Source organism: Aeromonas sp. Y311-2 (assembly GCF_027706025.1).
GTDB classification, from domain to species: domain Bacteria; phylum Pseudomonadota; class Gammaproteobacteria; order Enterobacterales; family Aeromonadaceae; genus Aeromonas; species Aeromonas veronii.
The window spans coordinates 23,030-45,793 of sequence record NZ_JAPDCL010000031.1; the positions used below are offsets into that span (position 1 = coordinate 23,030).

Annotated in this window: 24 protein-coding genes; 15 read left to right on the forward strand and 9 right to left on the reverse strand. The window is 60.5% G+C overall.

Annotation, left to right across the window (positions count from 1 at the left end):
* Positions 1–13: 13 nt before the first annotated feature.
* The gene (locus OKC42_RS20690; protein WP_124930436.1) at positions 14–457 is read right to left on the reverse strand and encodes a PTS sugar transporter subunit IIA; all 444 of its coding nucleotides are present in this window, start codon (positions 455–457) and stop codon (positions 14–16) included.
* A 251-nt stretch (positions 458–708) separates the two neighbouring features.
* Here OKC42_RS20690 and OKC42_RS20695 point away from each other — a divergent pair, with 251 nt between their 5' ends.
* The 4 genes from OKC42_RS20695 (at position 709) to OKC42_RS20710 (ending at position 3,414) form a co-directional block, all read left to right on the forward strand.
* On the forward strand, positions 709–1,731 hold the full coding sequence (locus OKC42_RS20695) for a LacI family DNA-binding transcriptional regulator (protein ID WP_270820803.1): 1,023 nt from the start codon (positions 709–711) through the stop codon (positions 1,729–1,731).
* A gap of 32 nt (positions 1,732–1,763) precedes the next feature.
* On the forward strand, positions 1,764–2,744 hold the full coding sequence (gene acuI / locus OKC42_RS20700) for an acrylyl-CoA reductase (NADPH) (RefSeq protein WP_270820804.1): 981 nt from the start codon (positions 1,764–1,766) through the stop codon (positions 2,742–2,744).
* Between the two features lie 74 nt (positions 2,745–2,818).
* Positions 2,819–2,944, forward strand: a complete 126-nt coding sequence (locus tag OKC42_RS20705) for a hypothetical protein (RefSeq protein WP_005339521.1) — start codon at positions 2,819–2,821, stop codon at positions 2,942–2,944.
* A gap of 137 nt (positions 2,945–3,081) precedes the next feature.
* Positions 3,082–3,414 carry a DUF2799 domain-containing protein gene (locus OKC42_RS20710; RefSeq protein ID WP_270820806.1) on the forward strand — a complete coding sequence of 111 codons (333 nt, stop codon included), beginning with the start codon at positions 3,082–3,084 and terminating at the stop codon, positions 3,412–3,414.
* Positions 3,415–3,434: 20 nt separating this feature from the next.
* On the opposite strand, the gene OKC42_RS20715 is transcribed toward OKC42_RS20710, so the two are convergent.
* Positions 3,435–3,599: a hypothetical protein gene (locus OKC42_RS20715; RefSeq protein ID WP_005339525.1), complete on the reverse strand. Its 165-nt coding sequence runs from the start codon at positions 3,597–3,599 to the stop codon at positions 3,435–3,437.
* A 112-nt stretch (positions 3,600–3,711) separates the two neighbouring features.
* Complete coding sequence (locus tag OKC42_RS20720) at positions 3,712–4,155, reverse strand: flagellar basal body-associated FliL family protein (RefSeq protein ID WP_270820808.1); 444 nt, start codon at positions 4,153–4,155, stop codon at positions 3,712–3,714.
* 145 nt (positions 4,156–4,300) lie between these two features.
* Here OKC42_RS20720 and OKC42_RS20725 point away from each other — a divergent pair, with 145 nt between their 5' ends.
* Both OKC42_RS20725 and ubiA read left to right on the forward strand, forming a co-directional pair.
* Positions 4,301–4,837: a chorismate--pyruvate lyase family protein gene (locus OKC42_RS20725; RefSeq protein ID WP_005339534.1), complete on the forward strand. Its 537-nt coding sequence runs from the start codon at positions 4,301–4,303 to the stop codon at positions 4,835–4,837.
* On the forward strand, positions 4,834–5,703 hold the full coding sequence (gene ubiA / locus OKC42_RS20730; protein ID WP_005339536.1) for a 4-hydroxybenzoate octaprenyltransferase: 870 nt from the start codon (positions 4,834–4,836) through the stop codon (positions 5,701–5,703). Before OKC42_RS20725 ends, ubiA begins: the two co-directional genes overlap by 4 nt.
* Positions 5,704–5,772: 69 nt before the next feature.
* On the opposite strand, the gene plsB is transcribed toward ubiA, so the two are convergent.
* On the reverse strand, positions 5,773–8,196 hold the full coding sequence (plsB, locus tag OKC42_RS20735; RefSeq protein ID WP_019446525.1) for a glycerol-3-phosphate 1-O-acyltransferase PlsB: 2,424 nt from the start codon (positions 8,194–8,196) through the stop codon (positions 5,773–5,775).
* Positions 8,197–8,400: 204 nt separating this feature from the next.
* On the opposite strand from plsB, the gene lexA reads away from it, so the two are divergent.
* The 4 genes from lexA (at position 8,401) to dinF (ending at position 11,925) form a co-directional block, all read left to right on the forward strand.
* A complete protein-coding gene (gene lexA, locus OKC42_RS20740; protein ID WP_005339540.1) occupies positions 8,401–9,024 on the forward strand; it encodes a transcriptional repressor LexA in 624 nt (207 codons plus the stop codon).
* 484 nt (positions 9,025–9,508) lie between these two features.
* On the forward strand, positions 9,509–9,724 hold the full coding sequence (locus OKC42_RS20745; protein ID WP_019446524.1) for a hypothetical protein: 216 nt from the start codon (positions 9,509–9,511) through the stop codon (positions 9,722–9,724).
* Between the two features lie 210 nt (positions 9,725–9,934).
* Complete coding sequence (locus tag OKC42_RS20750) at positions 9,935–10,561, forward strand: SCO family protein (RefSeq protein ID WP_005339543.1); 627 nt, start codon at positions 9,935–9,937, stop codon at positions 10,559–10,561.
* 2 nt (positions 10,562–10,563) lie between these two features.
* Positions 10,564–11,925 carry an MATE family efflux transporter DinF gene (gene dinF, locus OKC42_RS20755; protein WP_270820809.1) on the forward strand — a complete coding sequence of 454 codons (1,362 nt, stop codon included), beginning with the start codon at positions 10,564–10,566 and terminating at the stop codon, positions 11,923–11,925.
* 13 nt (positions 11,926–11,938) lie between these two features.
* On the opposite strand, the gene trmL is transcribed toward dinF, so the two are convergent.
* From trmL to OKC42_RS20770, 3 genes are all read right to left on the reverse strand, one after another.
* A complete protein-coding gene (gene trmL / locus OKC42_RS20760) occupies positions 11,939–12,403 on the reverse strand; it encodes a tRNA (uridine(34)/cytosine(34)/5-carboxymethylaminomethyluridine(34)-2'-O)-methyltransferase TrmL (protein WP_167574316.1) in 465 nt (154 codons plus the stop codon).
* A 74-nt stretch (positions 12,404–12,477) separates the two neighbouring features.
* Positions 12,478–13,848 (reverse strand): ATP-binding protein, encoded by a 1,371-nt coding sequence (locus OKC42_RS20765; RefSeq protein WP_040069397.1) that lies wholly within the window; start codon positions 13,846–13,848, stop codon positions 12,478–12,480.
* The gene (locus tag OKC42_RS20770; RefSeq protein ID WP_005339549.1) at positions 13,830–14,525 is read right to left on the reverse strand and encodes a response regulator; all 696 of its coding nucleotides are present in this window, start codon (positions 14,523–14,525) and stop codon (positions 13,830–13,832) included. Before OKC42_RS20770 ends, OKC42_RS20765 begins: the two co-directional genes overlap by 19 nt.
* An 85-nt stretch (positions 14,526–14,610) precedes the next feature.
* Between OKC42_RS20770 and fieF the strand changes: the two genes are divergently transcribed.
* The 4 genes from fieF (at position 14,611) to OKC42_RS20790 (ending at position 18,067) form a co-directional block, all read left to right on the forward strand.
* A complete protein-coding gene (gene fieF, locus OKC42_RS20775) occupies positions 14,611–15,522 on the forward strand; it encodes a cation efflux pump FieF (RefSeq protein ID WP_005339551.1) in 912 nt (303 codons plus the stop codon).
* 8 nt (positions 15,523–15,530) lie between these two features.
* The gene (cysE, locus tag OKC42_RS20780) at positions 15,531–16,310 is read left to right on the forward strand and encodes a serine O-acetyltransferase (protein WP_005339552.1); all 780 of its coding nucleotides are present in this window, start codon (positions 15,531–15,533) and stop codon (positions 16,308–16,310) included.
* Between the two features lie 20 nt (positions 16,311–16,330).
* Positions 16,331–17,611 carry a hypothetical protein gene (locus OKC42_RS20785; protein ID WP_270820812.1) on the forward strand — a complete coding sequence of 427 codons (1,281 nt, stop codon included), beginning with the start codon at positions 16,331–16,333 and terminating at the stop codon, positions 17,609–17,611.
* Between the two features lie 246 nt (positions 17,612–17,857).
* Positions 17,858–18,067 (forward strand): cell division protein ZapB, encoded by a 210-nt coding sequence (locus OKC42_RS20790; protein WP_005339554.1) that lies wholly within the window; start codon positions 17,858–17,860, stop codon positions 18,065–18,067.
* A gap of 72 nt (positions 18,068–18,139) precedes the next feature.
* On the opposite strand, the gene elbB is transcribed toward OKC42_RS20790, so the two are convergent.
* The gene (elbB, locus tag OKC42_RS20795) at positions 18,140–18,790 is read right to left on the reverse strand and encodes an isoprenoid biosynthesis glyoxalase ElbB (protein WP_270820813.1); all 651 of its coding nucleotides are present in this window, start codon (positions 18,788–18,790) and stop codon (positions 18,140–18,142) included.
* Between the two features lie 400 nt (positions 18,791–19,190).
* On the opposite strand from elbB, the gene polA reads away from it, so the two are divergent.
* On the forward strand, positions 19,191–21,956 hold the full coding sequence (gene polA, locus OKC42_RS20800) for a DNA polymerase I (protein ID WP_270820814.1): 2,766 nt from the start codon (positions 19,191–19,193) through the stop codon (positions 21,954–21,956).
* Between the two features lie 88 nt (positions 21,957–22,044).
* Here polA and OKC42_RS20805 read toward each other — a convergent pair whose 3' ends face one another.
* The gene (locus OKC42_RS20805) at positions 22,045–22,584 is read right to left on the reverse strand and encodes a gamma carbonic anhydrase family protein (protein WP_257697386.1); all 540 of its coding nucleotides are present in this window, start codon (positions 22,582–22,584) and stop codon (positions 22,045–22,047) included.
* Positions 22,585–22,764: the final 180 nt, after the last annotated feature.

Genomic DNA, 22,764 nt, shown 5'->3' on the forward strand with positions numbered 1-22,764 from the left:
GCCGTGGCGCAGATCAGTAGCGCGCCAGAATGCGCAGGATGTCGTCTTTGGTGTCGGCCGCGATAATGGCCGCCACGTCCTCTTCATTCATAAACAGCTCGGCCAGCTGGGCGATGGTCTCCACGTGGGAGTTGCTGTCGCTGGCGGCCAGGGTGATCAGCAGCCGGATCGGGTCGTTGCCCTCGGAATCGAAGTTGACACCCTGCTTGATGACGGTCAGCCCCAGACCCAGCCGGTTGACGCCGTCTTCGGGGCGAGCGTGGGGCATCGCCAGACCGGGGCCCAGCACGTAGTAGGGGCCGAGCTCTTCATGAGAGCGAAACAGCGCCGCCACGTAGGAGGGTTCGATGGTGCCATTGGCCAGCAGGGGCGCCGTCGCCAGCTCGATGGCGTGACGCCAGTCGCGGGCTGTGGGTTCGATGCGGATGACATCCTCGGTCAGCAGTTGAGTCAGCATGGTGGTGATCCGGCTAGTTAAGATGGCGCCAATCTATCGATCTTGCGGTGGTGAAACTGTGAAGATGATCGCGAAAGTTAGCGCTATCAGATAGCGCTAACATCAAACTGTGATAGCGCTATCACTTCACCCATTAACGGGAGTCATCTTGCCCCCGTGATCCGGTAAAGAGGGTAGAATCGGCCTTGAGCAAATGGTCAGTGGCGCTCTTTTGCCTTAAAGTGAGCAGCCGCAAGTCGAGGATGGGATGGATGTCAGAAGCAAAGAAGCGCCGTAGCACGGGTCGGGTGACCCTCAACGATGTGGCCCAGCTTGCCGGTGTGGGGGCCATGACGGTTTCCCGTGCCCTGCGCACGCCGGAGATGGTCTCCGACAGGATGCGCGAGCGCATCGAAGCTGCGGTGGAAGAGCTCGGCTATATCCCCAATCGGGCCGCCGGGGCGCTGGCCTCTGCAACTTCCCAGACCATCGTAGTGATCGTCCCGAGTCTGGCTGAAGCGGGCTGTGGCGAGATGATCGCTGGCCTGCAACAGACCCTGCTCGAGGAGGGTTACCAGATCATGCTGGGGGATGCCCAGCATCTGAAACAGCAGGAAGAGAGCCTGCTGACCAGCTTTTTGCAGCACAATCCGGCGGCGGTGGTGCTGTTTGGTGGCGATCCCGGCGAGACGATCCGTACTCGCCTGAAAGCTGCCCGTTTGCCAGTGGTTGAGGTGGGTGCCATGGCCCGCAGTCCCATCGACATGAACGTGGGGGTCTCCAACTTCGATGCCGGTTATCAGCTCACCCACCACCTTATCGAGCGGGGCTACCGCAATATCGGTTTTCTCTGTGCCCGTCAGGAGCAGTGGATGCTGCAACAGCGGATGCAGGGCTGGCAGAAGGCGCTGCTCGACAACTACCTCTCCCCCGATGCCATCATCAACACCTCGGAGCGGCCCAGCTTCAGCACCGGTGCCACCATGCTGGGAGAATTTCTGCTGCGCTGGCCCGAGCTGGACGCGCTGATCTGCGTTAACGACGAACTGGCGGCCGGGGTACTGTTCGAGTGCCAGCGTCGCCATTTGAATGTGCCGGGCAAACTCGCCATCGCCGGATTTGACGATCTGGATGTGGCGCGCGCCTGTTATCCGACCCTTACTTCGGTCAGGATCCCCTATCGCAAAATGGGGCAGGAGGCTGCCGAGCTGATCCTGCGCCAACTGGCCGGGGAGCCTGTGATGGGCACCGCTCTGGCTCTCGATTTTCAACTGCAAAAGCGTCAAAGCAGCTGATCCCCGTTTCACACGTCATCAAAGAGGCAACCATGTTCAAGGCTCTGTTACTGGAAAACCAAGACGGCAAGACTGTACCGACTCTGACCCGGCTGGCCGAGAGCCAGTTGCCGGAAGGTGAAGTGCGGGTCGCGGTCGCTTACAGCTCCATCAACTACAAGGACGGGCTGGCCATCACCGGCAAGGGCAAGATAGTGCGCCAGTGGCCGCTGGTGCCCGGTATCGACTTCGCCGGTACCGTGCTTGAGTCTGCCGACAGCCGCTATCAGCCCGGCGACAAGGTGGTGCTGACCGGTTGGGGTGTGGGCGAAGGGCACTGGGGCGGCATGGCCGAACAGGCGCGGGTCAAGGGGGACTGGCTGGTGCCGTTGCCCGCCGGGCTGGATGAACGGCAGGCCATGTGCATCGGTACCGCCGGTCTCACCGCCATGCTCTGCGTGCTGGCGCTGGAAGAGGCGGGCATTACTCCCGAAAGCGGCGAGGTGCTGGTCACCGGTGCGGCAGGCGGTGTGGGGGCCACCTCGGTCGCCCTGCTGGCGGCCCTTGGCTATCAGGTGGCGGCGCTGACCGGTCGTCCGGAAGAGCAGGGCGCCCTGCTCACTGCGTTGGGTGCCAGCCGTATCGTGCCGCGCAGCGAACTGCTGGTGCCCGCCAAACCGCTGGAGAAGCAGCTGTGGGCCGGTGCCATCGATACCGTCGGCAGTCAGGTGCTGGCCAAGCTGCTGGCCCAGATGAACTATGGCGGCGCCGTGGCGGCCTGCGGGCTGGCAGGCGGTTTTGATCTGCCGACCAGTGTGATGCCCTTTATCCTGCGCAACGTGCGGTTGCAGGGGGTCGATTCGGTGATGTGCCCGTTTGAACGTCGTCAACTGGCGTGGCAGCGACTGGCACGGGATCTTCCTGCCAGCTTCTTTGAACAGGCGGTTACCGAGATTGGGCTGGAGCAGGTAGTGGAGGCCGCCGAGGCCATCACGCAAGGCCAGATCGCTGGTCGCACTTTGGTCAAATTTTGAACTCTCTCTGACTGGCGAGCCCGACAATTCCGGATAAAATTGGAGTGCGGGTGAACTATCCAAGGAGAGTGAAGATGGGTGGACACAAGCCGGATTACGACTCCTCTGATGATGATTGGGAGCCGGATTCCTGGGAAGAAGAGCTGGATCAGTGGGAAGATGAAAGCTGGCAGGATGATGACACTTTCGATGACCAGTGAACCACGGCATTGAACGAACAGGCGGGCTTTGGGCCCGCCTGATTTTTTTGCCGCGCTCACATGGCTGAGCGTTCGTCCTTGGTCAGGGGCGGGCCGCTGGGTAGAATGAACTGCCCAAATGACGCTCAAGGATGACTATGCGACTCTCCATCATATTGTTGGCTGCCCTGCTGGGTGGCTGTGTCTCCAACGATGATCCCTGCGAGAAGGTGTGGAGTGAGGTGGGGGAGGCGGATGGCAAGCTGGGCTTCACCACCGAGCGGATCGAGTTCCATCAGAAGCAATGTGGCAAGAAGGTGGATGCCGAACTGTGGAAGCAGGGACACCAGAAGGGATTGGCATGGTATTGCCGCCCCGAGCACCTCTATCTGGCTGGCCGTTCCGGCGAGGAGTATCGCGGCGTTTGCCCGAATGATATCCAGGCGCGCAGATTGTTCGAACAAGGGCGTCAGGGGTGGACCGATCAATAACGCCCTGACAGGGAGGGGCGTTACTCCTCTTTCAAACGCAGCGGCTGGCAGAGGTAACCCTTGTCATTGGCACTGCGGGCGCACTTGCTGCAGACAAACTTGGGTTTGCGCACGATTTTTCTCAGCGCCTTGAGATCGGTGGGGATCTCGTGACGGCGCCATTCACACAGGGTTTTGCTGCCCATAACGACTACCTCTACGACTTGACGGCCGTATTGTAATCGATTTTCATTTCGAATAAACCGGCAAAGCTCGCTTATTGGCCGATATGCCAATAAGCGATTGTTTCGGGAGGGATTACTGGTAGAGGAACTTGGTGAAGATAAGCTCGCGCACCGCTTTCTTGCCGGTCTCTTTCACCAGCAGTTCGTTGACGGTTGTCTCGCACTCCTTGCGCAGCTCTTCTCGGTTGGTCAGGGACTTCACTTGATCGGCATTTTTGCTGCCAATCAGGCGGATGATGGCATCGCGGATCAGCGGGTCATGCTGCTCCAGCAGCTTGAGATCGGCTTCGTTTTCCGCCATCAGCTCTACCGTGACCCGGATATAACCGAGGGTTTTGCTATCACTCAGGTAGTTGGTGATGATGTCGGGATCGAGCGCGTGGTAGGAGAAACCGGGCTTGGCTGCGCCCTCTGCGCCCTCTGCGCCCTCGGCGGGCGGCTCATCTTCAGCCAGAGCTTGCTGCTGCAGGGCGCCACAGCTCAGTAACAACACCAGCAGAAGTTTGAAGATCTTCATATAGATGGCTCATCAGCAAGAGATAACCCATTTTTGATGTTGCCATCGGGGCCGTCAAGCACGGATGTTCTTACATTTCGCTATTGATTTACGGATAATAAACCGGATTTTAACCTGAACACGGAAATCTCTGGATGGTGAAGCTGTGAAGTCCGAGTTGACTGTTCCCCTCACGCCGTTAAGCGGGTGGCTGGCCCCCGAATGTTGCGAATTGCCCGCCAGCTTGCGCCCCTGGCTGCTGGAGCCCGGCTCCATGACCCGGCGTCTGCGTCAGCACAATCGCCACTTTTCGGTGGAGTGGCTGGGCAATCACCCGGTCGCCCTTACTGCCGATGAGCAGTGGCTGGTGGATTCGGCCTCGCCGGCCGGTACCTGCCGCGAGGTGATCCTGCATGGGGATCGTGGGCCCGCCGTGCTGGGCTGGACCCTGTTTGCCGATGACGCACTGCAAGGGAGCGGCATTGCCGAGCTTGGCGAGCAGCCGCTGGGTGAGCGGGTATTTGGCCATGAGCCTGCCCGCCGCGATCACCTGCAGCTGGCCCGTTTCGATATTGCCGCCAATCCCCGTTGTCCGGCCGCCACTGTCTGGGGGCGTCGTTCCCGTCTGTTTCTGGGGCAGTGGCCACTGCTGGTGCACGAGCTGTTTCTGCCCTCTCTCGTCTGTGACAAGGAGCTGGAGTGAATCTGTTAACCAAGGAGCGGGGACTTGCCTACATGCAGTTGGCCCGCGTCGACAAACCCATAGGCACTCTGCTGCTGCTGTGGCCAACCCTGTGGGCGCTCTGGCTGGCCGCTGGTGGCCTGCCCAATCTCTGGGTGCTGACCGTGTTTGTGGTCGGGGTCTTTCTGATGCGCTCGGCAGGGTGTGTGATCAACGACTATGCGGATCGCAACTTCGACGGCCATGTCAAACGCACCGCTGGTCGCCCCTTGCCCACGGGTAGAGTCAAGCCGTGGGAGGTGCTGGCGCTCTTCTTCGTGCTGGCACTTATCTCGTTTGGTCTGGTGCTGACCATGAATCCGCTCACCATCGGCCTGTCGTTTGTCGCCCTGCTGCTGGCGGTGAGTTACCCCTTCATGAAGCGCTTTATCTCAAATCCCCAGCTGGTGCTCGGGATGGCCTTCTCCTGGTCGATCCCGATGGCCTATGCGGCGCAGGCGGATGCCCTGCCGCTGGTGGCCTGGTTGCTCTTTTTCGCCAATCTGCTCTGGACGGTGGCTTACGACACCCAGTACGCCATGGTGGATCGGGATGACGACCTCAAGATCGGCCTCAAATCCAGCGCCATCCTGTTTGGTCGTTACGACAAGCGGATCATCGGCGCACTGCAACTCTCGACGCTGCTGCTGTTGCTGGCGGTCGGGCAGCTGATGACGCTGGGGGGCTGGTATTACTGGGGATTGCTGGGAGCTGCGGTGCTGTTTGTCTATCAGCAGCGGCTTATTCGTGAGCGGCAGCGGGAAGCCTGCTTCCAGGCGTTTCTCAACAACAACTATGTGGGGGCGCTGGTGTTTGCCGGTCTGGTGCTCGATTACCTGCTGGCGTGACATGTTCCCGCGCAGACTCCGATAAAAAAGAAGGCCGCATCATGCGGCCTTCTTTGTTTGCGTTGCAGTTCAGAGCTGATTGCCTGCCTGAATGGTGCGGCGGATCTTGTTGCTCAGCAGCGGCACTATGTTGTCGGCCAGCGCCTGGAAGCGGCCGAGATCCGGCTTGCACTCTGGGGAGAGGTAGCCCTCCTTGCGCAAGGTGTGGATCAGGGTGCTGAACAGCTTCTGGTCGAAGAACTCGGGGGCGTTGATGCCGTGCAGGGTGCCGAGGCGCTCTGCCATCATCAGGCCGTCCGCCTCGAGCTGCTCCGCCTCGATATGGGGTTGGGCCAACACCCGGGTCAGCACGATGGCGTAGCGTTGCAGGGTCTCCTGAATACTCTCCGCCAGCAGCAGCAGGCGCATCTGGTTGGCCGGATTGACCCAGTAGCCGTCATCGCGGGTCTCGATCAGTTGCTGGGTCTGCAGCGCGTCGAGCAGGCTGTCGACCAGCGCCGGCAGCTCCTCCTCTTCATAACGCAGGAACAGCTCGGTCTTGAGCAGCGGATAGATGTCGATGCAACGGGCCATGATCTCGCTGCGGGAGATCCCTTCACACCGTTCGATCAGTGCCGCCACCAGAGAGGGCATGGCAAACAAGTGGAGGATGTTGTTGCGGTAATAGGTCAGCAGGATCGCCTGATAGCGGTCGAGACTGATGATCTGCCCCAGCTTGTCCTCGCTCACCTCGAACTTGTTGAGCTCCATCGCCTGATCCAGCAGGGTCTTGGCATCCTCATCCGGAATGGTGCTCTGCGGGCTGTAAGGCACTGCTTTGAGCAGATCCAGATAGGTGTTGAGCTGGGCCTGCAACTCGTCGCGGGTCAGGGCGTGGCGCTCGGCGGCCAGCAGCGCCAGCGCACTCAGGGTCAGGCCGTTGACCGCGGCAGCGCCGTTGATGCGGGTCATCAGCAGTTCGGCCAGATTGTTGACGGTGCCCGCCATCCACTCCGGACGCTCCTCTTCCCCGATGTGCTTTTTCCAGTCGGGAATATGTTCGCTCAGGTAGCTGTTGAGGGTCAGCGGTTCGCCGAAGTTGACGAAGCCACGGCCGTAGTTGCGCAGCTTGCGCAGGATGCCGAGCACCTGCAGGAAGCTCTCTTTCTCCTTGCGACTCCCCTTGAGCTCGTTGTGGTAGGTGTTCACCTCCATCACGTGCTCGTAGCCCAGATAGACCGGCACCAGAGTGACCGGCCTGTCCAGCCCGCGCATCATCGCCTGCAGGGTCATCGCCAGCATGCCGGTCTTGGGCGGTAGCAGACGGCCGGTACGGGAGCGACCACCTTCGGTGAAGAACTCTACCGAGTAACCCTTGGCAAACAGCAGGTTGAGGTATTCACGAAATACCGTGCTGTAGAGCGGGTTGCCCTTGAAGGTGCGGCGAATGAAGAAGGCGCCGCCGTGGCGGAAAATCGGGCCCGCCGGCCAGAAGTTGAGGTTGATGCCTGCCGCGATATGGGGCGGCACCATCCCCTGGTGGTAGATGACGTAGGAGAGCAGCAGGTAGTCCATGTGGCTGCGGTGGCAGGGGACGTAGACGATCTCGTGCCCTTCCTGCGCCAGCTGGCGTACCTTCTCGGCGCCATTGACCGACAAACCGCGGTAGAGCTTGTTCCACAGCCAGCCGAGGAAGCTCTCGCCCAGGCGGATCAGCCGGTAGGAGAAGTTGGAGGCGATCTCGTCCATGTAGCCATGGGCACGCTTTTGCGCCTTCTCGAGGCTGATCCCCTCGCGCTGGGCCTCCTCTTCAATCGCCTGCTGGATCACCGCGGAGTCGAGCAGCTGCTTGAACAGCAGGTTGCGGTTCGGCAGTTTCGGGCCGGTGGCAGCCAGCTGCTGACGGCTGAAGTGGGTACGGGCCACTCGTGCCAGCTTGTGGGCGATGGCCTCGTCGGTGCCGTGTTTGTCGGCCATGTAGCGCAGGGAGAGGGGCGGCGAGAAGCGCACCAGATTCTCGCGACCCTTGAGGATCACGATAAGCGCCTTCTTCAGCCGGTTCGGCGCCAAGCTGCTGATGATGTTGAGGCCGGAGGCTTCTTCCCCTTCCCGACCCGGAGCGCGGCCCCAGAACAGGGTGACGGGCACCACCTGGATATCCAGCTCGGGATCCTGCTTGTGCAGATCCAGCAGCTGGTGGAACTCCTGCAGGAAGGGGAGCGGTTTGCTGCGTTTGCCAAACAGGGGAGGTGGACGGTCCAGACAGACATAGCGCGGCAGCAGCTGGCCGTTCAGTTCCAGCGGCGTGAAGGGGCCGGGCAGACCGAGATCCTCGCAGCACTGCTGCAGGGTCATCAGGTCGGTGATCGAACTGGTTTTCAGGGCATAGACGATGGGTCTGGCCGGATCCAGATTGAGTTCTGTGATGGGATTTTCCGGCAGGCTCTTGTGATTGACCAAGCCGCTGACCGGCCATTGCAAGATGGCTCTGGAAATCTTCTGTCCTAGGGACATGTGCGTCTGCTCTCCAAAAAAATGCGGCGTGAGCATAGCAAATCGACAGCCCCTTGTCGCCGAGAGGTACGATGAGTCGGCTGCGCAGGATCAAAACAGTAGTAAATGAGGGGTTGGTCGCGACAAATGTCAGCTGCGCCTTGCCTTGGCCACTGCACTGTATATACTGCCAGTGTGCTGTATAAAAAGACAGGTGCCAATTCTATGAAACCCCTTACCCCCCGCCAGGCCGAAGTGCTGGAGCTGATCAAGGTGAACATGAGCGAGACCGGTATGCCGCCGACTCGTGCCGAGATTGCCCAGAAGCTTGGTTTCAAGTCGGCCAATGCGGCCGAAGAACATCTGAAGGCCCTGGCCAAAAAAGGGGTCATCGAGATCATGCCGGGCACGTCCCGCGGCATTCGCCTGTTGCTCGAAGAGGAAGAGGTGCTGGAAGAGAGCGGCCTGCCGCTCATCGGCAAGGTGGCTGCCGGTGAACCCATCCTGGCTCAGGAGCATATCGAGAGCCACTATCAGGTTGATCCCGCCCTGTTCCATCCGCGCGCTGATTTTCTGCTGCGGGTGCAGGGGATGAGCATGAAGAACATCGGTATTCTGGATGGCGATCTGCTGGCGGTGCACAAGACCCAGGAGGTGCGCAACGGTCAGGTGGTAGTGGCCCGTCTCGATGAGGATGTCACCGTCAAGCGCTTCCAGCGCAAGGGCAGTCAGGTATGGCTGCTGCCGGAGAATGAAGAGCTCTCCCCCATCGAGGTGGACCTCTCCTGCCAGCAACTCACCATCGAAGGACTGGCTGTCGGGGTGATCCGCAACGCCGACTGGATGTAATCCTCCCCGCCAACTGCGTTTGCCACACGGCCTCCTTCGGGAGGCCGTGCTGTTTCTGGTGCACTTTCCCTGTCATATCAAACAGATCATCGGCGGCGGCATTTTTGTCCTGCGCGACCGGCTACCAATCATCCATTTCAGATATATGCTCAGATCAGTGCCCTGTCGCTGAGACAGGGCTTGGCACCTCCCTCTGACCATCACAATGTGTCGGTACGGGAGGGCCGGTAACAACGAGAATCGGGCAGTACACCTTCACGGGATATGAAGGGGGAGTGGGGAGATCCCGAGCCTTGTCAGGCAAAGGGGACCACTCGTAATGGTTGCAGATAGTCGTGACGGGCCTGTTCCCAGTTCAGGCCGACGAAGCAACATGACCTGTCGGTCAAGGAGGACTGGTATGGCATCAAGATCGCCATGGGATTCAGAGGCTGGGGCTGCGCCAGCGGAATCGTCAATCACCCGTTTCGTCAAAGGTAGCCGGATGACCTGGTTTTACGGTCTCTGGCTGCACCATCGTGGTTCGCACTGGACGCTCTGGCTGGGATGCCCGAAAGAGAAGGTGGTGCGTCTGGTATTGCTGTTCAAGCGTGGTCATGGCGATCGCCAGGGGGAAGAGGGCTGGCTGGCCCCCGTAATTCCCATCGGCGTGCGGGCCATCGGCAAGATGTTGCAGCAGGGGCGTAACGCTCGCCCCTGAGCAGAAGAGACCAACAAATCCATCCATAACCGGCACCCGAGGGGGCCGGTTTTTTTATGGCCGCAACTGGCGATTAATTATGCCAAATGGTCGACTCCTGACAGGGCGTTGCACAAGGTTGAACCACCTTGGCGGCTCGCTGGGGTACAATGCCCCCCTCTTGTCCGGTCACTGCTGGCCATCTGCCTCGAACTGAAAGGGTCTCTTGTTATGATGAAGCTCCGCTATCCCCTGCTCTTTCTGCTGCTGACAGCCTGCCTGATCCTGGTGTTCTACGCCACGCAGCCAGAGCAGCCTGAACAGGCTGACTACTATCCGGCGGGGCGGGACATCAATGATTTCGCCTTTACCGATGCGGACAACCAGCCGTTCACCCCTGCCAACCTGAAGGGGCACTGGACCTTCCTGTTCGTCGGCTACACCTTCTGCCCCGATATCTGCCCCACCACCCTGGCAGATATGCGTTCCGTCTATGACCAGCTGAAGAAGATGGCGCCCGACAGTCAGGTGGTGTTTATCTCGGCGGATCCCCAGCGTGACGATATTCCACGCCTCAAGACCTATACCGCCTTCTTCAATCCCGAGTTCAAGGCGGCCACTGCCCCCCACGACAAGCTGTTCCCGTTCGTGCGCAATTTGGGGCTCATCTACTCCATCGCCAATCAGGGGGAGAAGGATTACCTGATCGATCACTCCGCCTCTATCGTGCTCATCAATCCCAAGGGCAAGCTGCAGGCGGTATTCCGTCCGCAAGTGGCGCCGGGTCAGGTGCCCCGGGTGCAGATGGCCACCATGCTCTCTGACTTCGCCCGCATCCTGAAGTTGGCAGGTCACTGAGCGTGACCCCAGCTGTTGCCCCCTGGTGGCGAGATCCCTCTCGCCACCGCGCTGTTTTTGCGCTCGCCCTGCCCATGGTTTTCTCCAATATCACCACCCCCTTGTTGGGGCTGGTGGACACCTGGGTGATCGGTCATCTCGGTCAGGCCTGGTTTCTGGGGGGCGTTTCGGTCGGCGCGACCCTGATCAACCTCATCTTCTGGCTGCTCGGCTTTTTGCGGATGTCGACCACCGGCCTGACGGCGCAGGCGCACGGCGCAGCTGATGGTCGTGCCCAGCTCGATACCCTGCTGCGGGCGCTGGGGCTGGCCATTGCTCTCGGTCTGGCGCTGCTGTTGTTGCTCTTCCCCCTGTTGCCACGACTGATCGTTCTGAGTGGCGGCTCGCCCGAGGTGCAGCTTTATGCGGGCCAATATGTGGCGGTACGGATCTGGAGTGCCCCGGCGGCGCTCTGCAATCTGGTGATCATGGGCTGGCTGCTGGGGATGCAGGATGCCCGCAGTCCCATGGTGATGTTGATCCTCACCAATCTGGTCAATATGGCGCTCGATGCCCTGTTTGTGCTGGGGCTTGGCTGGCAGGTGCGGGGTGTGGCGGCGGCCTCGGTCATGGCGGACTACTGCGCACTGGCAGTCGGTATCTGGCTGGTACGCCGTCAGCTGGGGCAACTGGCGCCGACGGTGTGGCAGGATGGCTGGCAGCGCTGGCGGCAGCTTGCGCCCATGGTGCGGCTGCTCGGCCTCAACCGCGATATCTTCCTGCGCTCCCTCTGTTTGCAGCTCTGCTTCGCCTTCATGACTCTGCAAGGGGCACGGCTGGGGGATGTGGCGGTGGCCGCCAATGCGGTGCTGCTCAACTTCCTGATGCTCATCTCCTACGGACTCGATGGTTTTGCCTATGCGGTGGAGGCCATGGTAGGACGAGCCATCGGTCAGCAGGATCGGCAGAAACTGCAGGAGGCCATCGTGCTCAATCTAGGCTGGGCCGCCCTCATCGCCAGTGGTTTTACCCTGGTGTTTGCCCTCTTTGGTGCCCACCTTATCGGCTATATCACCGACATTCCGGCCGTGGTGGCGGAGGCAAATCGTCAGCTTCCCTGGCTGATCGCCATGCCCTTGCTGGCGGTCTGGTGCTTCCTGCTGGATGGCGTATTTATCGGGGCGACCCGGGCCCGGGAGATGCGCAACAGCATGTTGCTGGCCGCGTTTGGCGGCTTCTTCCCGATCTGGTGGCTCTGTCAGTCGTGGGGCGTGGCCGCGCTATGGGCGGCGATGGCAGCGCTGATGGTGGGGCGCGGTCTGTCGCTGGGGGCCACTTGCTGGCGGCTGGAGCGCAGCGGGCATCTGCTCGACGCCCGCCACTGATCATCGGTGGCGCTTACATGGCACCGTCGTAGCCGAGCTGGCGCCAGCTCTCGTAGACAAATACAGATACCGCGTTGGATAGGTTCATGCTGCGGCTCTGGGGCACCATAGGGATGCGTAGCCGCTGCTCGCATGGCAGACTCTCGATGATCTCGATGGGCAGGCCGCGACTCTCCGGGCCAAACAGCAGGGCGTCGCCAAGGGCATATTGTGCTGCCGAGTGCGCGGTGCGGCCCTTGGTTGTGCAGGCAAACACCCGTTTGGGCGCCACGGCGGCCAGAAAAGCCTCATAGCTCGGCCAGCGCTTCACCTCGGCAAACTCGTGATAGTCGAGTCCCGCCCGCTTTACCCGCTTGTCATCCCACTCAAATCCCAGCGGCTCGATCAGATGGAGCCGGTAACCGGTATTGGCGCAGAGCCGGATGATATTGCCGGTGTTGGGCGGAATTTCCGGCTGGTAGAGGACGATATCGAGCATGACGAGCTCCTGCAAAGAGATGTTAAGCCAAGAAGGGGCGCCAGCATACCCAGCGCCCGTCCGGATGAAAAGGATCAGGCGATGGGCAAGCGGATGGTGATGGTCAGCCCGGTGGGATGATTGTTGCTGGCCGCAATGGTGCCGCCGTGGCGCTGGATCGCCTCCGAGGCGATGGCCAGCCCCAGCCCGGTGCCGCCAGTCTTGGCGTTGCGGGCATCATCCACCCGGAAGAAGGGCTGGAACAGCAGCGCCTGCTGCTCGTCAGGCACGCCGGGGCCGTCATCCCGAATGGTCATCACCCACTCCTGCCCCTCCCGATACCAGTCCACCTTGATGAACTCGCGGGCATATTTGAGGGCGTTGCGCAGGGGGTTCTCCACCGCCCGGGCCAGCAGCTCGGGCCACATCTGGATCGACTCGGCAGGCAGCGGCGGCAGTCTGAGCTGTTTGCCGCTCTGGTTTGCCTCGAACATGGCATCTTCGAGGATGGGCTCCAGCAGGTCGGCCAGCGGCTGCACGATGGGGGCCTCAACATGCTGCTGTACTCGCGACAGATCCAGCAGATCGCCGATCAGCTTGTCCAGCCGTCCGATCTCCGATTCGATCCGCGCCAGCTCGGCGCTGTCACCCTGCTTGCGGCGGATCAGCGCCTGTGCCAGCTGCATCCGGGTGAGGGGGCTGCGCAGCTCGTGGGAGATATCGGAAAGCAGCTGTTTCTGCTTCTGGATCATGCTCTTGAGCGTCTCCACCATGCGGCTGACGTTATCCGCCAGCTGGCCAATCTCGTCGCCCCGTCCCAGGTTGGGGATCTGTACCTCCAGATTGCCCGCCGCCAGTTGGGAGACCGACTTCTGCAACTGCAGGATGGGGCGGGTCAGCCGCCAGGCGAGCAGCAGGCAGAGCGGGGTGCTGACCAGCATCGAGATGCCCAGAATGCGGATCGGGTGATCCAGCACCTGAATGAACAGGAACAGATAGGGGTTCTCGGCATTGAGGCCGAAATAGACGTGATAGCGATGGCCGTGGTGCTCCATCAGGAAGGGGCCGGCGATCGCCTTGCGATCCTCGTTGCCCAGCATGGGGTTGGCTGGGTCATCGGCATCCACCATAAAGCGCACCACGAACTTGCGTGGATGGGTGGTGGACTGGATCTGCCCCTTCTCGTCGCGCAGGTAGACGTTGTCCACCGGCAGCATGGCGATCTTGTCCATCGCCTTGGCCAGATCGAAATCCTGATCCGGCTCAGCGGCGTTGAGCAGGGCCTGCACGTTGTTCTGCATCCGCGCCACTTCGTGGGTCGGCAGCGGGATCTGGTTGCGGGGATCCAGGGTCGGCAGGCTGATCACGGCGGCCAGCATCACCAGCAGCATGAACCAGAACCAGAGGAAGATGTGGGTCGAGATCCCGTTGAGGGAGTTGATGCGCTCTATTCTTGCTCTAGCCACAGGTAACCGCGCCCCCGTACGGTTTTGAAGCGGGGCTGGCCATCGGTGCGGTCCGGCAGCTTCTTGCGCAGGTTGCTCAGGTGCATGTCGATGGCCCGATCGAAGGGTTCCAGCTTCTTGCCCAGCACCTGCTCGGAGAGGTGGCTCTTGCTGACGATCTGGCCGGGATTGCGCAGCAGGCACTCCAGCAGCCCGAATTCGGTAGCGGTCAGCTCCAGCAGCTGTTCGCCGCAGCGGGCCTGCTGCAGGCCGGGTTGCAGCACGATATCCATGAAGTGCACTTCGTCGGAGGAGTTGCCGCGCTGGGGCGGGGCGCTCTGGGTACGGCGCAGGATGGCGCGTACCCGGGCCAGCAGCTCCCTGTCATCGAACGGCTTGGCCAGATAGTCGTCGGCACCCGCTTCCAGACCGTTAACCCGATCCTGGCTGTCACCGCGGGCGGTCAGCATCAGCACCGGGGTATCGTGGGTCTTGCGCAGCTTGGTCAGCATGGCAAAGCCGTTGAGCTTGGGCATCATTACATCCAGCAACACCAGATCGAAGCTCTGCTCCGCCAGCCGTTGCAGCCCCTCTTCACCATCCTCGGCGACCGTGACCTGAAATCCCTCCAGGGTCAGAATTTCGGTGAGCAGTTGGGTCAATTCAAGATCGTCGTCGACCAGGAGTATTCTGTTCATCTGGTGTTATTCCGCAGATTTTCGCGCCAAACTGACGCCGGGGTCAGGGTATAATAAGTTTTTCATCGCCAGAGGAAAGCCGGTTTTGAGCCATCAACAATATTCCCGTTGGGTGACCTTTGCCAGCATAGCGGCGGTCACCACTGCTACCTTGCTGATCATCGGCAAACTGATCGCCTGGCTGATGACCGACTCATCGACCCTGCTGGCATCGCTCACCGACTCCTTCATGGATGTGAGTGCCTCCATCATCAACCTGCTGGCCATTCGCTATGCGCTTGCCCCCGCCGATGACGAACACCGCTTCGGTCACGGCAAGGCGGAGTCGCTGGCGGGCCTCATCCAGTCGGCCTTTATCTCCGGCTCCGCCCTGCTGCTGGTGATGCACGGAATTTCATCCCTGCTCAATCAGGCGCCTATTTTGCGGCTGGAGGCGGGTCTCTGGGTCAGCGGTGGCTCCATCGTGCTGACCCTGCTGCTGGTCAGCTTCCAGAGCTTTGTCATTCGCAAGACCAACAGTGTGGCCATCAAGGCCGACATGCTGCACTACCGTTCCGATCTGCTGCTCAATGCCGGTGTCTTGCTGGCGCTGGTGCTGGCGGGGCAGGGGTGGTACTGGGCCGATGGCCTGTTTGCCATCCTGATCGGGCTATTCCTGCTGTGGGGGGCGGGACACATCGGCTACGAGTCGGTGCAGGCCCTGCTCGATCGTCAGTTGCCAGCGGAAGAACAAGCGAGAATAATGGCGCTCTGCTGTGCCGTAGAAGGTGTACACGGCGTACATGACCTGCGCACCCGTCAATCCGGGCCGACCCGATTCGTACAGTTGCATCTTGAACTGGATGATCAGATCCCCCTGGTCAAGGCCCATCAGATCGCCGATGAAGCCGAACTGGCGGTACGCCAGGCATTCGAGCGGATGGATGTCATCATCCACATGGACCCCATCTCGGTGCTGACAAAAGAACAACAGAGCCCTCACCCAGAACAACAGTAGGCTGCAACATGGATGAACTGGTTGCCAAAACCTGGCACAAAATTCAGCAAGAAGCGGAGTGCATGGCGGCCCAGGAGCCGATGCTGGCCAGCTTCTTCCACTCCACCATTCTAAATCACAAGAATCTGCGTTCGGCCCTCAGCTTCCAGCTGGCCAACAAACTCGACAGCGCCACCATGCCCGCCATCGCTCTGCGCGAGGTGATCGAGCTGGCCCTGCGCAGCGAGCCCGAGCTGCTGACGGTAGTGGCGGCCGACATCTGCGCCGTGCAGGAGCGGGATCCTGCGGTCGATCTCTTCTCCACCCCGCTGCTTTATCTCAAGGGGTTCCATGCCCTGCAGGGTTATCGGGTCGCCAACTGGCTGTGGCGTCAGGGGCGCCGCTCGCTGGCCCTTTATCTGCAAAACCAGATCTCGGTGGTGTTCGGGGTGGATGTGCACCCGGCCGCCCGCATCGGCAAGGGGATCATGTTCGACCACGCCACCGGCATAGTGGTGGGCGAGACGGCGGTGATTGAGGATGATGTCTCCATCCTGCAGAGCGTGACCCTCGGCGGTACCGGCAAGGAGAGTGGCGATCGCCATCCCAAGATCCGCGAAGGGGTGATGATAGGGGCGGGCGCCAAGGTGCTCGGCAATATCGAAGTGGGCGTGGGCGCCAAAATTGGCGCGGGCAGCGTGGTGATCAACCCTGTGCCGCCTCATACCACGGTCGCTGGCGTACCTGCCAAGATCGTCGGCCGTCCGGAGTGCGACAAGCCTTCACTGGATATGGATCAGTGTCTCTGATCTCCCGGCCGGAGTAGTCGATGGCCAAGCGCTGGTCGGGTTATCTGATCCTTGGGATGTGGCTGCTCAACCTGCTGCATCTCTATCTGGGGCTCTCCCCCTGGCCTGCTGCCATTGCGGCTTGGGGGGCGTCACTGCTCACCTGGCCCTGGCTGGTGGGGGCCGCCAAGCGGCAGGCGCTGGCCTTGTATGGTGCGGCGCTCTTGCTGCTCTCCTTCTCCTGGTGGCAGGGAGCGACCCTCACCGCCGGTGACTGGCTGCTGCCCAACATCAATATGCTCACCATGTTTGCCGCGGTGAGCACCCTCAATCTCGCCACCTCGGGTCTCTTGACCGGCACCACCTCCTGGACCGGGCGCAAGGGGCTGTGGAGCACCATGGCCAGCCTCAATCTGCTGGGGGCCGTCATCAACCTCTCGGTGCTGTTTATCATCGGCGATCGGCTGGAGCGTAATGGCACCTTGGAGCGGCGTCAGGTGATGGTGCTGAGCCGGATCTTCTGTGCCGCCGCCTTCTGGTCACCTTTCTTTGTCGCCATGGCGGTAGCGCTCACCTATGCGCCGGGCTTGCAGCTCTCCCATATTCTGCCGTTCGGGATCCTCGCCGCTTTGCTGGCGATGGGGCTGACTGCCTGGCAGGTGGAGCGGATCGGAGTGGCCGACTTTGCCGGTTATCCGCTGCGGCTGCAGACTCTGGGGTTGCCGGTCACGCTGGCGCTGCTGGTGCTGCTCATCAAGCAGATTTGGCCCCAGCTCGGCATTCTGGCGGTGATCGCGCTGGTGGCCCCGCTGCTGGCGCTGCTCTTTATGCCGAGGGTTGGGCGCAAGGCGGCCCTCAAGCGGCAGGTGGTGGAGCGTTTCCCCGCCATCGGCGGTCAGCTGGTGCTGTTTCTGGGGGCCGGTTTGCTGGCGGCAGGCATCAACAGTGCGCTGTCGGTCATCGATCTCGGTGCCGGTCACGGCCTGCCGCTGTTCAACCACTTTGGCTGGCTTGAGGCATCCGTCACCCTGCTATTGATCCTGCTGGTGGCCATCGTCGGGGTGCATCCGCTCATCAGTATCTCCGGGCTGGCGCCACTGCTCTGGCCGCTGGCGCCGGATCCCAGCCTGCTCGGCATGTGTTTCCTGCTGGGATGGGGGCTTGCCACCGGCACCAGTCCGCTCTCCGGCTCCAATCTGGCGCTGGCCTCCCGCTACAACCTCAGTGCCGGGCTGATTCTGCGCTGGAACCTGCTTTATGGCCTGCTGATGTATGTTGTCGCCTGTCTGTTGCTGGGGGCTTATATCGCCTTGCATGGATAACGGCGGCGCCGTCAGGAGGGGGCAAATGATGCGCGGGTGGCGAGGCCTTTTACGCACGGTTCAGTGTGTTGTCGCGGCTCGGGCGCAGGATGCGAGAAAAATAGACGCATATTTAGACAATACATCTATGGAAGGCGCATTTTACAGCGCACTGGCTTGTTTGTGCCGATGCGCTCGGGGTATGCTGGCTTCACGCGCTTGAATCGCCCTCTGTGGGGCATCGCAATTGAACAAACAGGTATGCATATGTCACTAGAAGTCCTTGAGCAACTCGAATCCAAAGTACAATCCGCTGTCGACAACATCTCCCTGCTGAAGATGGAGCTGGACGAGCTGAAAGAGCAGAACAGCAAGCTGCAAGACGAGAACCATCAGCTGCGCAACGAGCACACTGCATGGCAGGAGCGTCTGCGTGCCCTGCTGGGTAAAATGGATCAGATGGGCGAAACCATCTAATTCATCGCCTTCAGGCAGAATTGAAAACGGGCCGCTCCATGAGCGGCCCGTCTGTTTTTGGCAGGGTGAAGATTACAGCGCCAGCAGTTGCTTGACTGTCTTCTCGATGCCGTCTGCCGCTTCGACTATGTTGTTGGCCAGCATGTAGGCCGGAGTGGAGATCACCTTGCGCTCCTGATCCACCACGAATTCGTTGACCGGGCAGTTGAGATGGCTGCCACCCATCGCCTCGATGGCGTTGGCGGTGCCTTCGTCATGGCCGATGGTCGCCAGCGTCCCGGCACCATAGATCAGCGGGATCATGGCGGGCGCGATGCAGATATAGGCTGCTGGTTTGTTGGTGTTGGCAAAGCTCTGGCACGCTTTCAGCACATCGGGCTGGATCTGGCACTCGGCTCCTTTGATAGCGAAGTCGCACAGGTTTTTGGCCGCGCCAAAGCCGCCGGGCACCAGCAGCGCGTCGTAATCGGCCGCATCCAGCTCGGCCACATCCTTTATCTGGCCACGACAGATGCGGGCCGCTTCGACCAGCACATTGCGGCTCTCTCCCTCGCTCACTTCACCGGTCAGGTGGTTGATGACATGGAGCTGCGCCACGTTCGGGGCGAAGCACTGGACGGTGGCTCCCTGACGGGCCAACGCCAGCAGACTGATGACGGCCTCGTGGATTTCGGCCCCGTCAAAGACACCGCAGCCACTCAAAATCACGGCCACTTTTTTCATGGCAAACTCCTCGTTGTTGAAAATGTGAGCCAGGATGGATTGTTGTACTTTTGTATGGTTATCGCTCGCCCTCCGCTGGTCAAGTCATCTTGCTGTGCTAGGATTGTTTCGTTTTGGATCCTGCCGTACCTACTCCCTTAAATCTTTTTCCACATTGATCGAGATCATTCTAACTGTCTCGCGATCGGTTTTTACGATCTCAATTAATTGTTTTTAATGGCTTTTTATATTCTTATGCACAGCTTTATCACTGTGCGCTCTGATGCGCCCCATTTTTGAACACAGAGTTATCCACAGATTGAGTCCCTTTATCAGGCGCTGTGTGCTGTTGCTGCGCCCCTTGGTGTGAGGGGGGCCCTGTGGCATCCTAGCGGCTGTTTATCTCTGGCAGGACGATTTCATGGCCCCTAGCAACCCCCTTATTCTGGTCGACGGCTCCTCTTATCTTTACCGCGCCTTCTTCGCCTCCCAGCAGGCTGATCTGCGCACATCGACCGGTTTGCCGAGCGGCGCCGTCCGTGTCATGGCCAACATGATGCGCAGCCTGCGCAAGCAATATCCTGACTGTCATGTGGCCGTGGTGTTTGATGCCAAGGGCAAGACCTTCCGTGATGACATCTATCCCGAGTACAAGGCGACCCGTGCCAGCATGCCGGACGATCTGCGCAGCCAGGTCGCCCCTATCCACCAGATGATCAAGGCGATGGGTTTCCCCTTCCTGATGGTGGAGGGGGTGGAGGCCGACGACGTGATCGGCACCCTGGCCCGCCAGGCGACCGAGAAGCAACTGCCGGTCCTGATCAGCACCGGTGACAAGGATATGGCGCAGCTGGTCTCCGACCATGTCACCCTGATCGACACCATGAAAGATGTGAAGACCGATCGGGAAGGGGTGATCGAGAAGTTCGGCGTACCGCCCGAGCTCATCATCGACTATCTGGCCTTGATGGGGGACAAGGTCGACAACATTCCCGGCATGACCGGTGTCGGCGAGAAGACCGCACTGGCCCTGCTGCAGGGGATTGGCAGCATCGACGAGATTGCCGCCAACCTCGACAAGGTCGCCGCCCTCGGCTTCCGTGGCTCCAAGGCGTTCGCCGACAAGTTCCGCGAGCAGGAGGAGCAGGTTCGTCTCTCCTATCGACTGGCGACCATCAAGACCGATGTCGAGCTGGAACAGAGTCTGGAAGAGCTGTTGCTCAAGCCGGTCGATAAGGAGTCCCTGCTGGCGGTCTATCGCGAATACGAGCTGCGCAACCTGATCAAGGAGCTGGAATCCGGTGGTGAAGAGGGCAGCGAGAGCGCCGGACAGGACGAGGCTGGCGATGAGAGCGCCGCTCCGGTTGCCGCCATCGAAACCGACTACCGCTGCATTCTGGACGAAGCCGAGTTTGACGGCTGGCTGGAACAGCTGAAAGCGGCACCGCTGTTTGCCTTTGATACCGAAACCACCAGTCTCGACTATATGGAGGCGCGGATCGTCGGTGTCTCCTTCGCGGTTGAGCCGGGTAAGGCTGCTTATGTGCCGTTTGGCCACGACTATCTGGGGGCACCGGTACAGCTGAGCGAGGCCGTGGTATTGGGCAAGCTCAAGCCGCTGCTGGAAGATCCGACCCGTCTCAAGGTGGGGCAGAACCTCAAGTACGACCGCAACGTGCTGATCAACCATGACATCGACCTGCAGGGTATCGCCTACGACACCATGCTCGAGTCCTACGTGCTCAACTCCACCGCCAGTCGTCACGATATGGATTCGCTGGCCAAGCGTTACCTCGGGGTCGAGACTACCTCGTTTGAAGATATCGCGGGCAAAGGGGTGAAACAGCTCACCTTCAACCAGATCGAGCTGGAGCAGGCGGCCCCCTATGCGGCGGAAGATGCTGACATCACCCTGCGTCTGCACCAGACCCTGTGGGGTCAGCTGGAGGCCGTACCGGGCCTTGCCAAGGTATTCAGCGAGATCGAACTGCCGCTGCTGCCAGTGCTGGCGCGGATGGAGTTGCTCGGCACCACCATCGATCCCAAGTTGCTGCACCAGCAGAGTCAGGAGATCGAGCTGCGGTTGGCGGAGCTGGAGAAACAGGCCCACGAGCTGGCCGGGCAGGAGTTCAACCTCTCCTCGCCCAAGCAGCTGGGGGAGATCCTCTTCACCAAGCTGGGCCTGCCGATCATCAAAAAGACTCCGAAGGGGGCACCATCCACCGCAGAAGAGGTGCTGGCTGAGCTGGCGGAGACCTACGAGCTGCCGCAACTGCTGATGGAGCATCGTGGGCTGGCCAAGCTCAAGTCCACCTACACCGACAAGTTGCCGCTGATGATCAAGCCCCGGACCGGGCGGGTACACACCTCCTATCATCAGGCGGTAGCGGCTACGGGCCGTTTGTCATCATCTGATCCCAACCTGCAGAACATCCCGGTGCGCAACGAGCAGGGGCGCCGGATCCGTCAGGCCTTTATTCCGAGCGCCGGTTACAAGCTGGTGGCGGCGGACTACTCCCAGATCGAGCTGCGCATCATGGCGCACCTTTCCGGTGACAAGGGGCTGCTGACCGCCTTTGCCGAGGGCAAGGACATCCACAAGGCGACTGCCGCCGAGGTGTTCGGCGTGGCGCTCGATGCGGTCACCACCGACATGCGCCGCAGCGCCAAGGCGATCAACTTCGGTCTTATCTACGGCATGAGTGCCTTCGGTCTGGCCAAGCAGCTGGGGATCGGCCGCGCCGAAGCACAGAAGTACATGGATCTCTACTTCGAACGCTACCCGGGCGTGCTGGAGTATATGGAGCGTACCCGTCAGCAGGCGGAAGCCCAGGGATATGTCGAGACCCTGTTTGGTCGTCGCCTCTATCTGCCGGATATCAAGTCCCGCAACGCCGGTCTGCGCAAGGCTGCCGAACGGGCCGCCATCAATGCCCCGATGCAGGGCACGGCCGCCGATATCATCAAGCGCGCCATGATCAACGTGGACAGCTGGATCCGCGGTATCGAGGATGAATCGATCCGCATGCTGATGCAGGTACACGATGAACTGGTGTTCGAGATCCGCGAAGAGAAGCTGGAGGAGTACACCGCCATCATCAAGGAGAAGATGTCGGCCGCAGCCGAACTGCATGTGCCGTTGCTGGTTGAAGCGGGTACCGGTGACAACTGGGATCAGGCCCACTGATTTCCGGTCAGCCGTTCTGCACGGTTATATAGCTATATAAGAGGCGAAGCCCGGCATTATGCCGGGCTTCCTGCTTTTGCCAGCCCTATCAGGTCTCTTGCAGATATTCATCCTTGAGCAGGACATAGTTGTCGGCCGAGGTCTTGAGGAAGGCGAGCTCGGCGGGTTTGAGCGGACGAGCCTGTTTGACGGGATTACCTATATATAGAAAGCCCGATTCGAGTCGCTTGCCCGGTGGCACCAGCGAACCTGCGCCGATCATCACATCATCTTCAACCACGACGCCATCAAGCAGAATGGCACCCATGCCGACCAGCACCCGGTTGCCGATGGTGCAGCCGTGAAGCATCGCCTTGTGACCCACAGTGACATCTTCACCGATCAGCAGCGGATAGCCGGTCGGGTTGCTGGCGCTCTTGCGAGTCAGGTGCAGCACAGTGCCGTCCTGAATATTGCTGCGGGCGCCGATGCGGATATGGTTCACATCCCCCCGTGCCGCCACCATGGGCCAGATGCTGGCATCATCGGCCAGTTCGATATCGCCCACCAGTGTCGCGCAGGGATCTACATACACCCGTTTGCCCAGTTGCGGTCGTTTTCCCTTATAGGGTCTCAGTCGCAAGTCCATCTTGGCCTCCTTGTTTTCGGCCATTCTAGCAACCAGAAGGGTGTTTCTGTGGATAAGTTTGTATAAAAGCTGTGGCTGGATATGAATAACTAAAAAAGTGCTGTTTTTTGCAATTTTATTGCAGATAAGGGGTTGCCAGAAAGAATCTGTTCCCTATAATGCGCCTCCATCGACAGGGCA

What these genes read in the sequence shown, in the direction of transcription:
- OKC42_RS20690 (WP_124930436.1), bottom strand. Translation starts at nt 457, where the DNA reads ATGCTGACTCAACTGCTGACCGAGGATGTCATCCGCATCGAACCCACA.
- OKC42_RS20695 (WP_270820803.1), top strand. Translation starts at nt 709, where the DNA reads ATGTCAGAAGCAAAGAAGCGCCGTAGCACGGGTCGGGTGACCCTCAAC.
- acuI (WP_270820804.1), top strand. Translation starts at nt 1,764, where the DNA reads ATGTTCAAGGCTCTGTTACTGGAAAACCAAGACGGCAAGACTGTACCG.
- OKC42_RS20705 (WP_005339521.1), top strand. Translation starts at nt 2,819, where the DNA reads ATGGGTGGACACAAGCCGGATTACGACTCCTCTGATGATGATTGGGAG.
- OKC42_RS20710 (WP_270820806.1), top strand. Translation starts at nt 3,082, where the DNA reads ATGCGACTCTCCATCATATTGTTGGCTGCCCTGCTGGGTGGCTGTGTC.
- OKC42_RS20715 (WP_005339525.1), bottom strand. Translation starts at nt 3,599, where the DNA reads ATGGGCAGCAAAACCCTGTGTGAATGGCGCCGTCACGAGATCCCCACC.
- OKC42_RS20720 (WP_270820808.1), bottom strand. Translation starts at nt 4,155, where the DNA reads ATGAAGATCTTCAAACTTCTGCTGGTGTTGTTACTGAGCTGTGGCGCC.
- plsB (WP_019446525.1), bottom strand. Translation starts at nt 8,196, where the DNA reads ATGTCCCTAGGACAGAAGATTTCCAGAGCCATCTTGCAATGGCCGGTC.
- lexA (WP_005339540.1), top strand. Translation starts at nt 8,401, where the DNA reads ATGAAACCCCTTACCCCCCGCCAGGCCGAAGTGCTGGAGCTGATCAAG.
- OKC42_RS20745 (WP_019446524.1), top strand. Translation starts at nt 9,509, where the DNA reads ATGACCTGGTTTTACGGTCTCTGGCTGCACCATCGTGGTTCGCACTGG.
- OKC42_RS20750 (WP_005339543.1), top strand. Translation starts at nt 9,935, where the DNA reads ATGATGAAGCTCCGCTATCCCCTGCTCTTTCTGCTGCTGACAGCCTGC.
- trmL (WP_167574316.1), bottom strand. Translation starts at nt 12,403, where the DNA reads ATGCTCGATATCGTCCTCTACCAGCCGGAAATTCCGCCCAACACCGGC.
- OKC42_RS20770 (WP_005339549.1), bottom strand. Translation starts at nt 14,525, where the DNA reads ATGAACAGAATACTCCTGGTCGACGACGATCTTGAATTGACCCAACTG.
- cysE (WP_005339552.1), top strand. Translation starts at nt 15,531, where the DNA reads ATGGATGAACTGGTTGCCAAAACCTGGCACAAAATTCAGCAAGAAGCG.
- OKC42_RS20785 (WP_270820812.1), top strand. Translation starts at nt 16,331, where the DNA reads ATGGCCAAGCGCTGGTCGGGTTATCTGATCCTTGGGATGTGGCTGCTC.
- OKC42_RS20790 (WP_005339554.1), top strand. Translation starts at nt 17,858, where the DNA reads ATGTCACTAGAAGTCCTTGAGCAACTCGAATCCAAAGTACAATCCGCT.
- elbB (WP_270820813.1), bottom strand. Translation starts at nt 18,790, where the DNA reads ATGAAAAAAGTGGCCGTGATTTTGAGTGGCTGCGGTGTCTTTGACGGG.
- polA (WP_270820814.1), top strand. Translation starts at nt 19,191, where the DNA reads ATGGCCCCTAGCAACCCCCTTATTCTGGTCGACGGCTCCTCTTATCTT.
- OKC42_RS20805 (WP_257697386.1), bottom strand. Translation starts at nt 22,584, where the DNA reads ATGGACTTGCGACTGAGACCCTATAAGGGAAAACGACCGCAACTGGGC.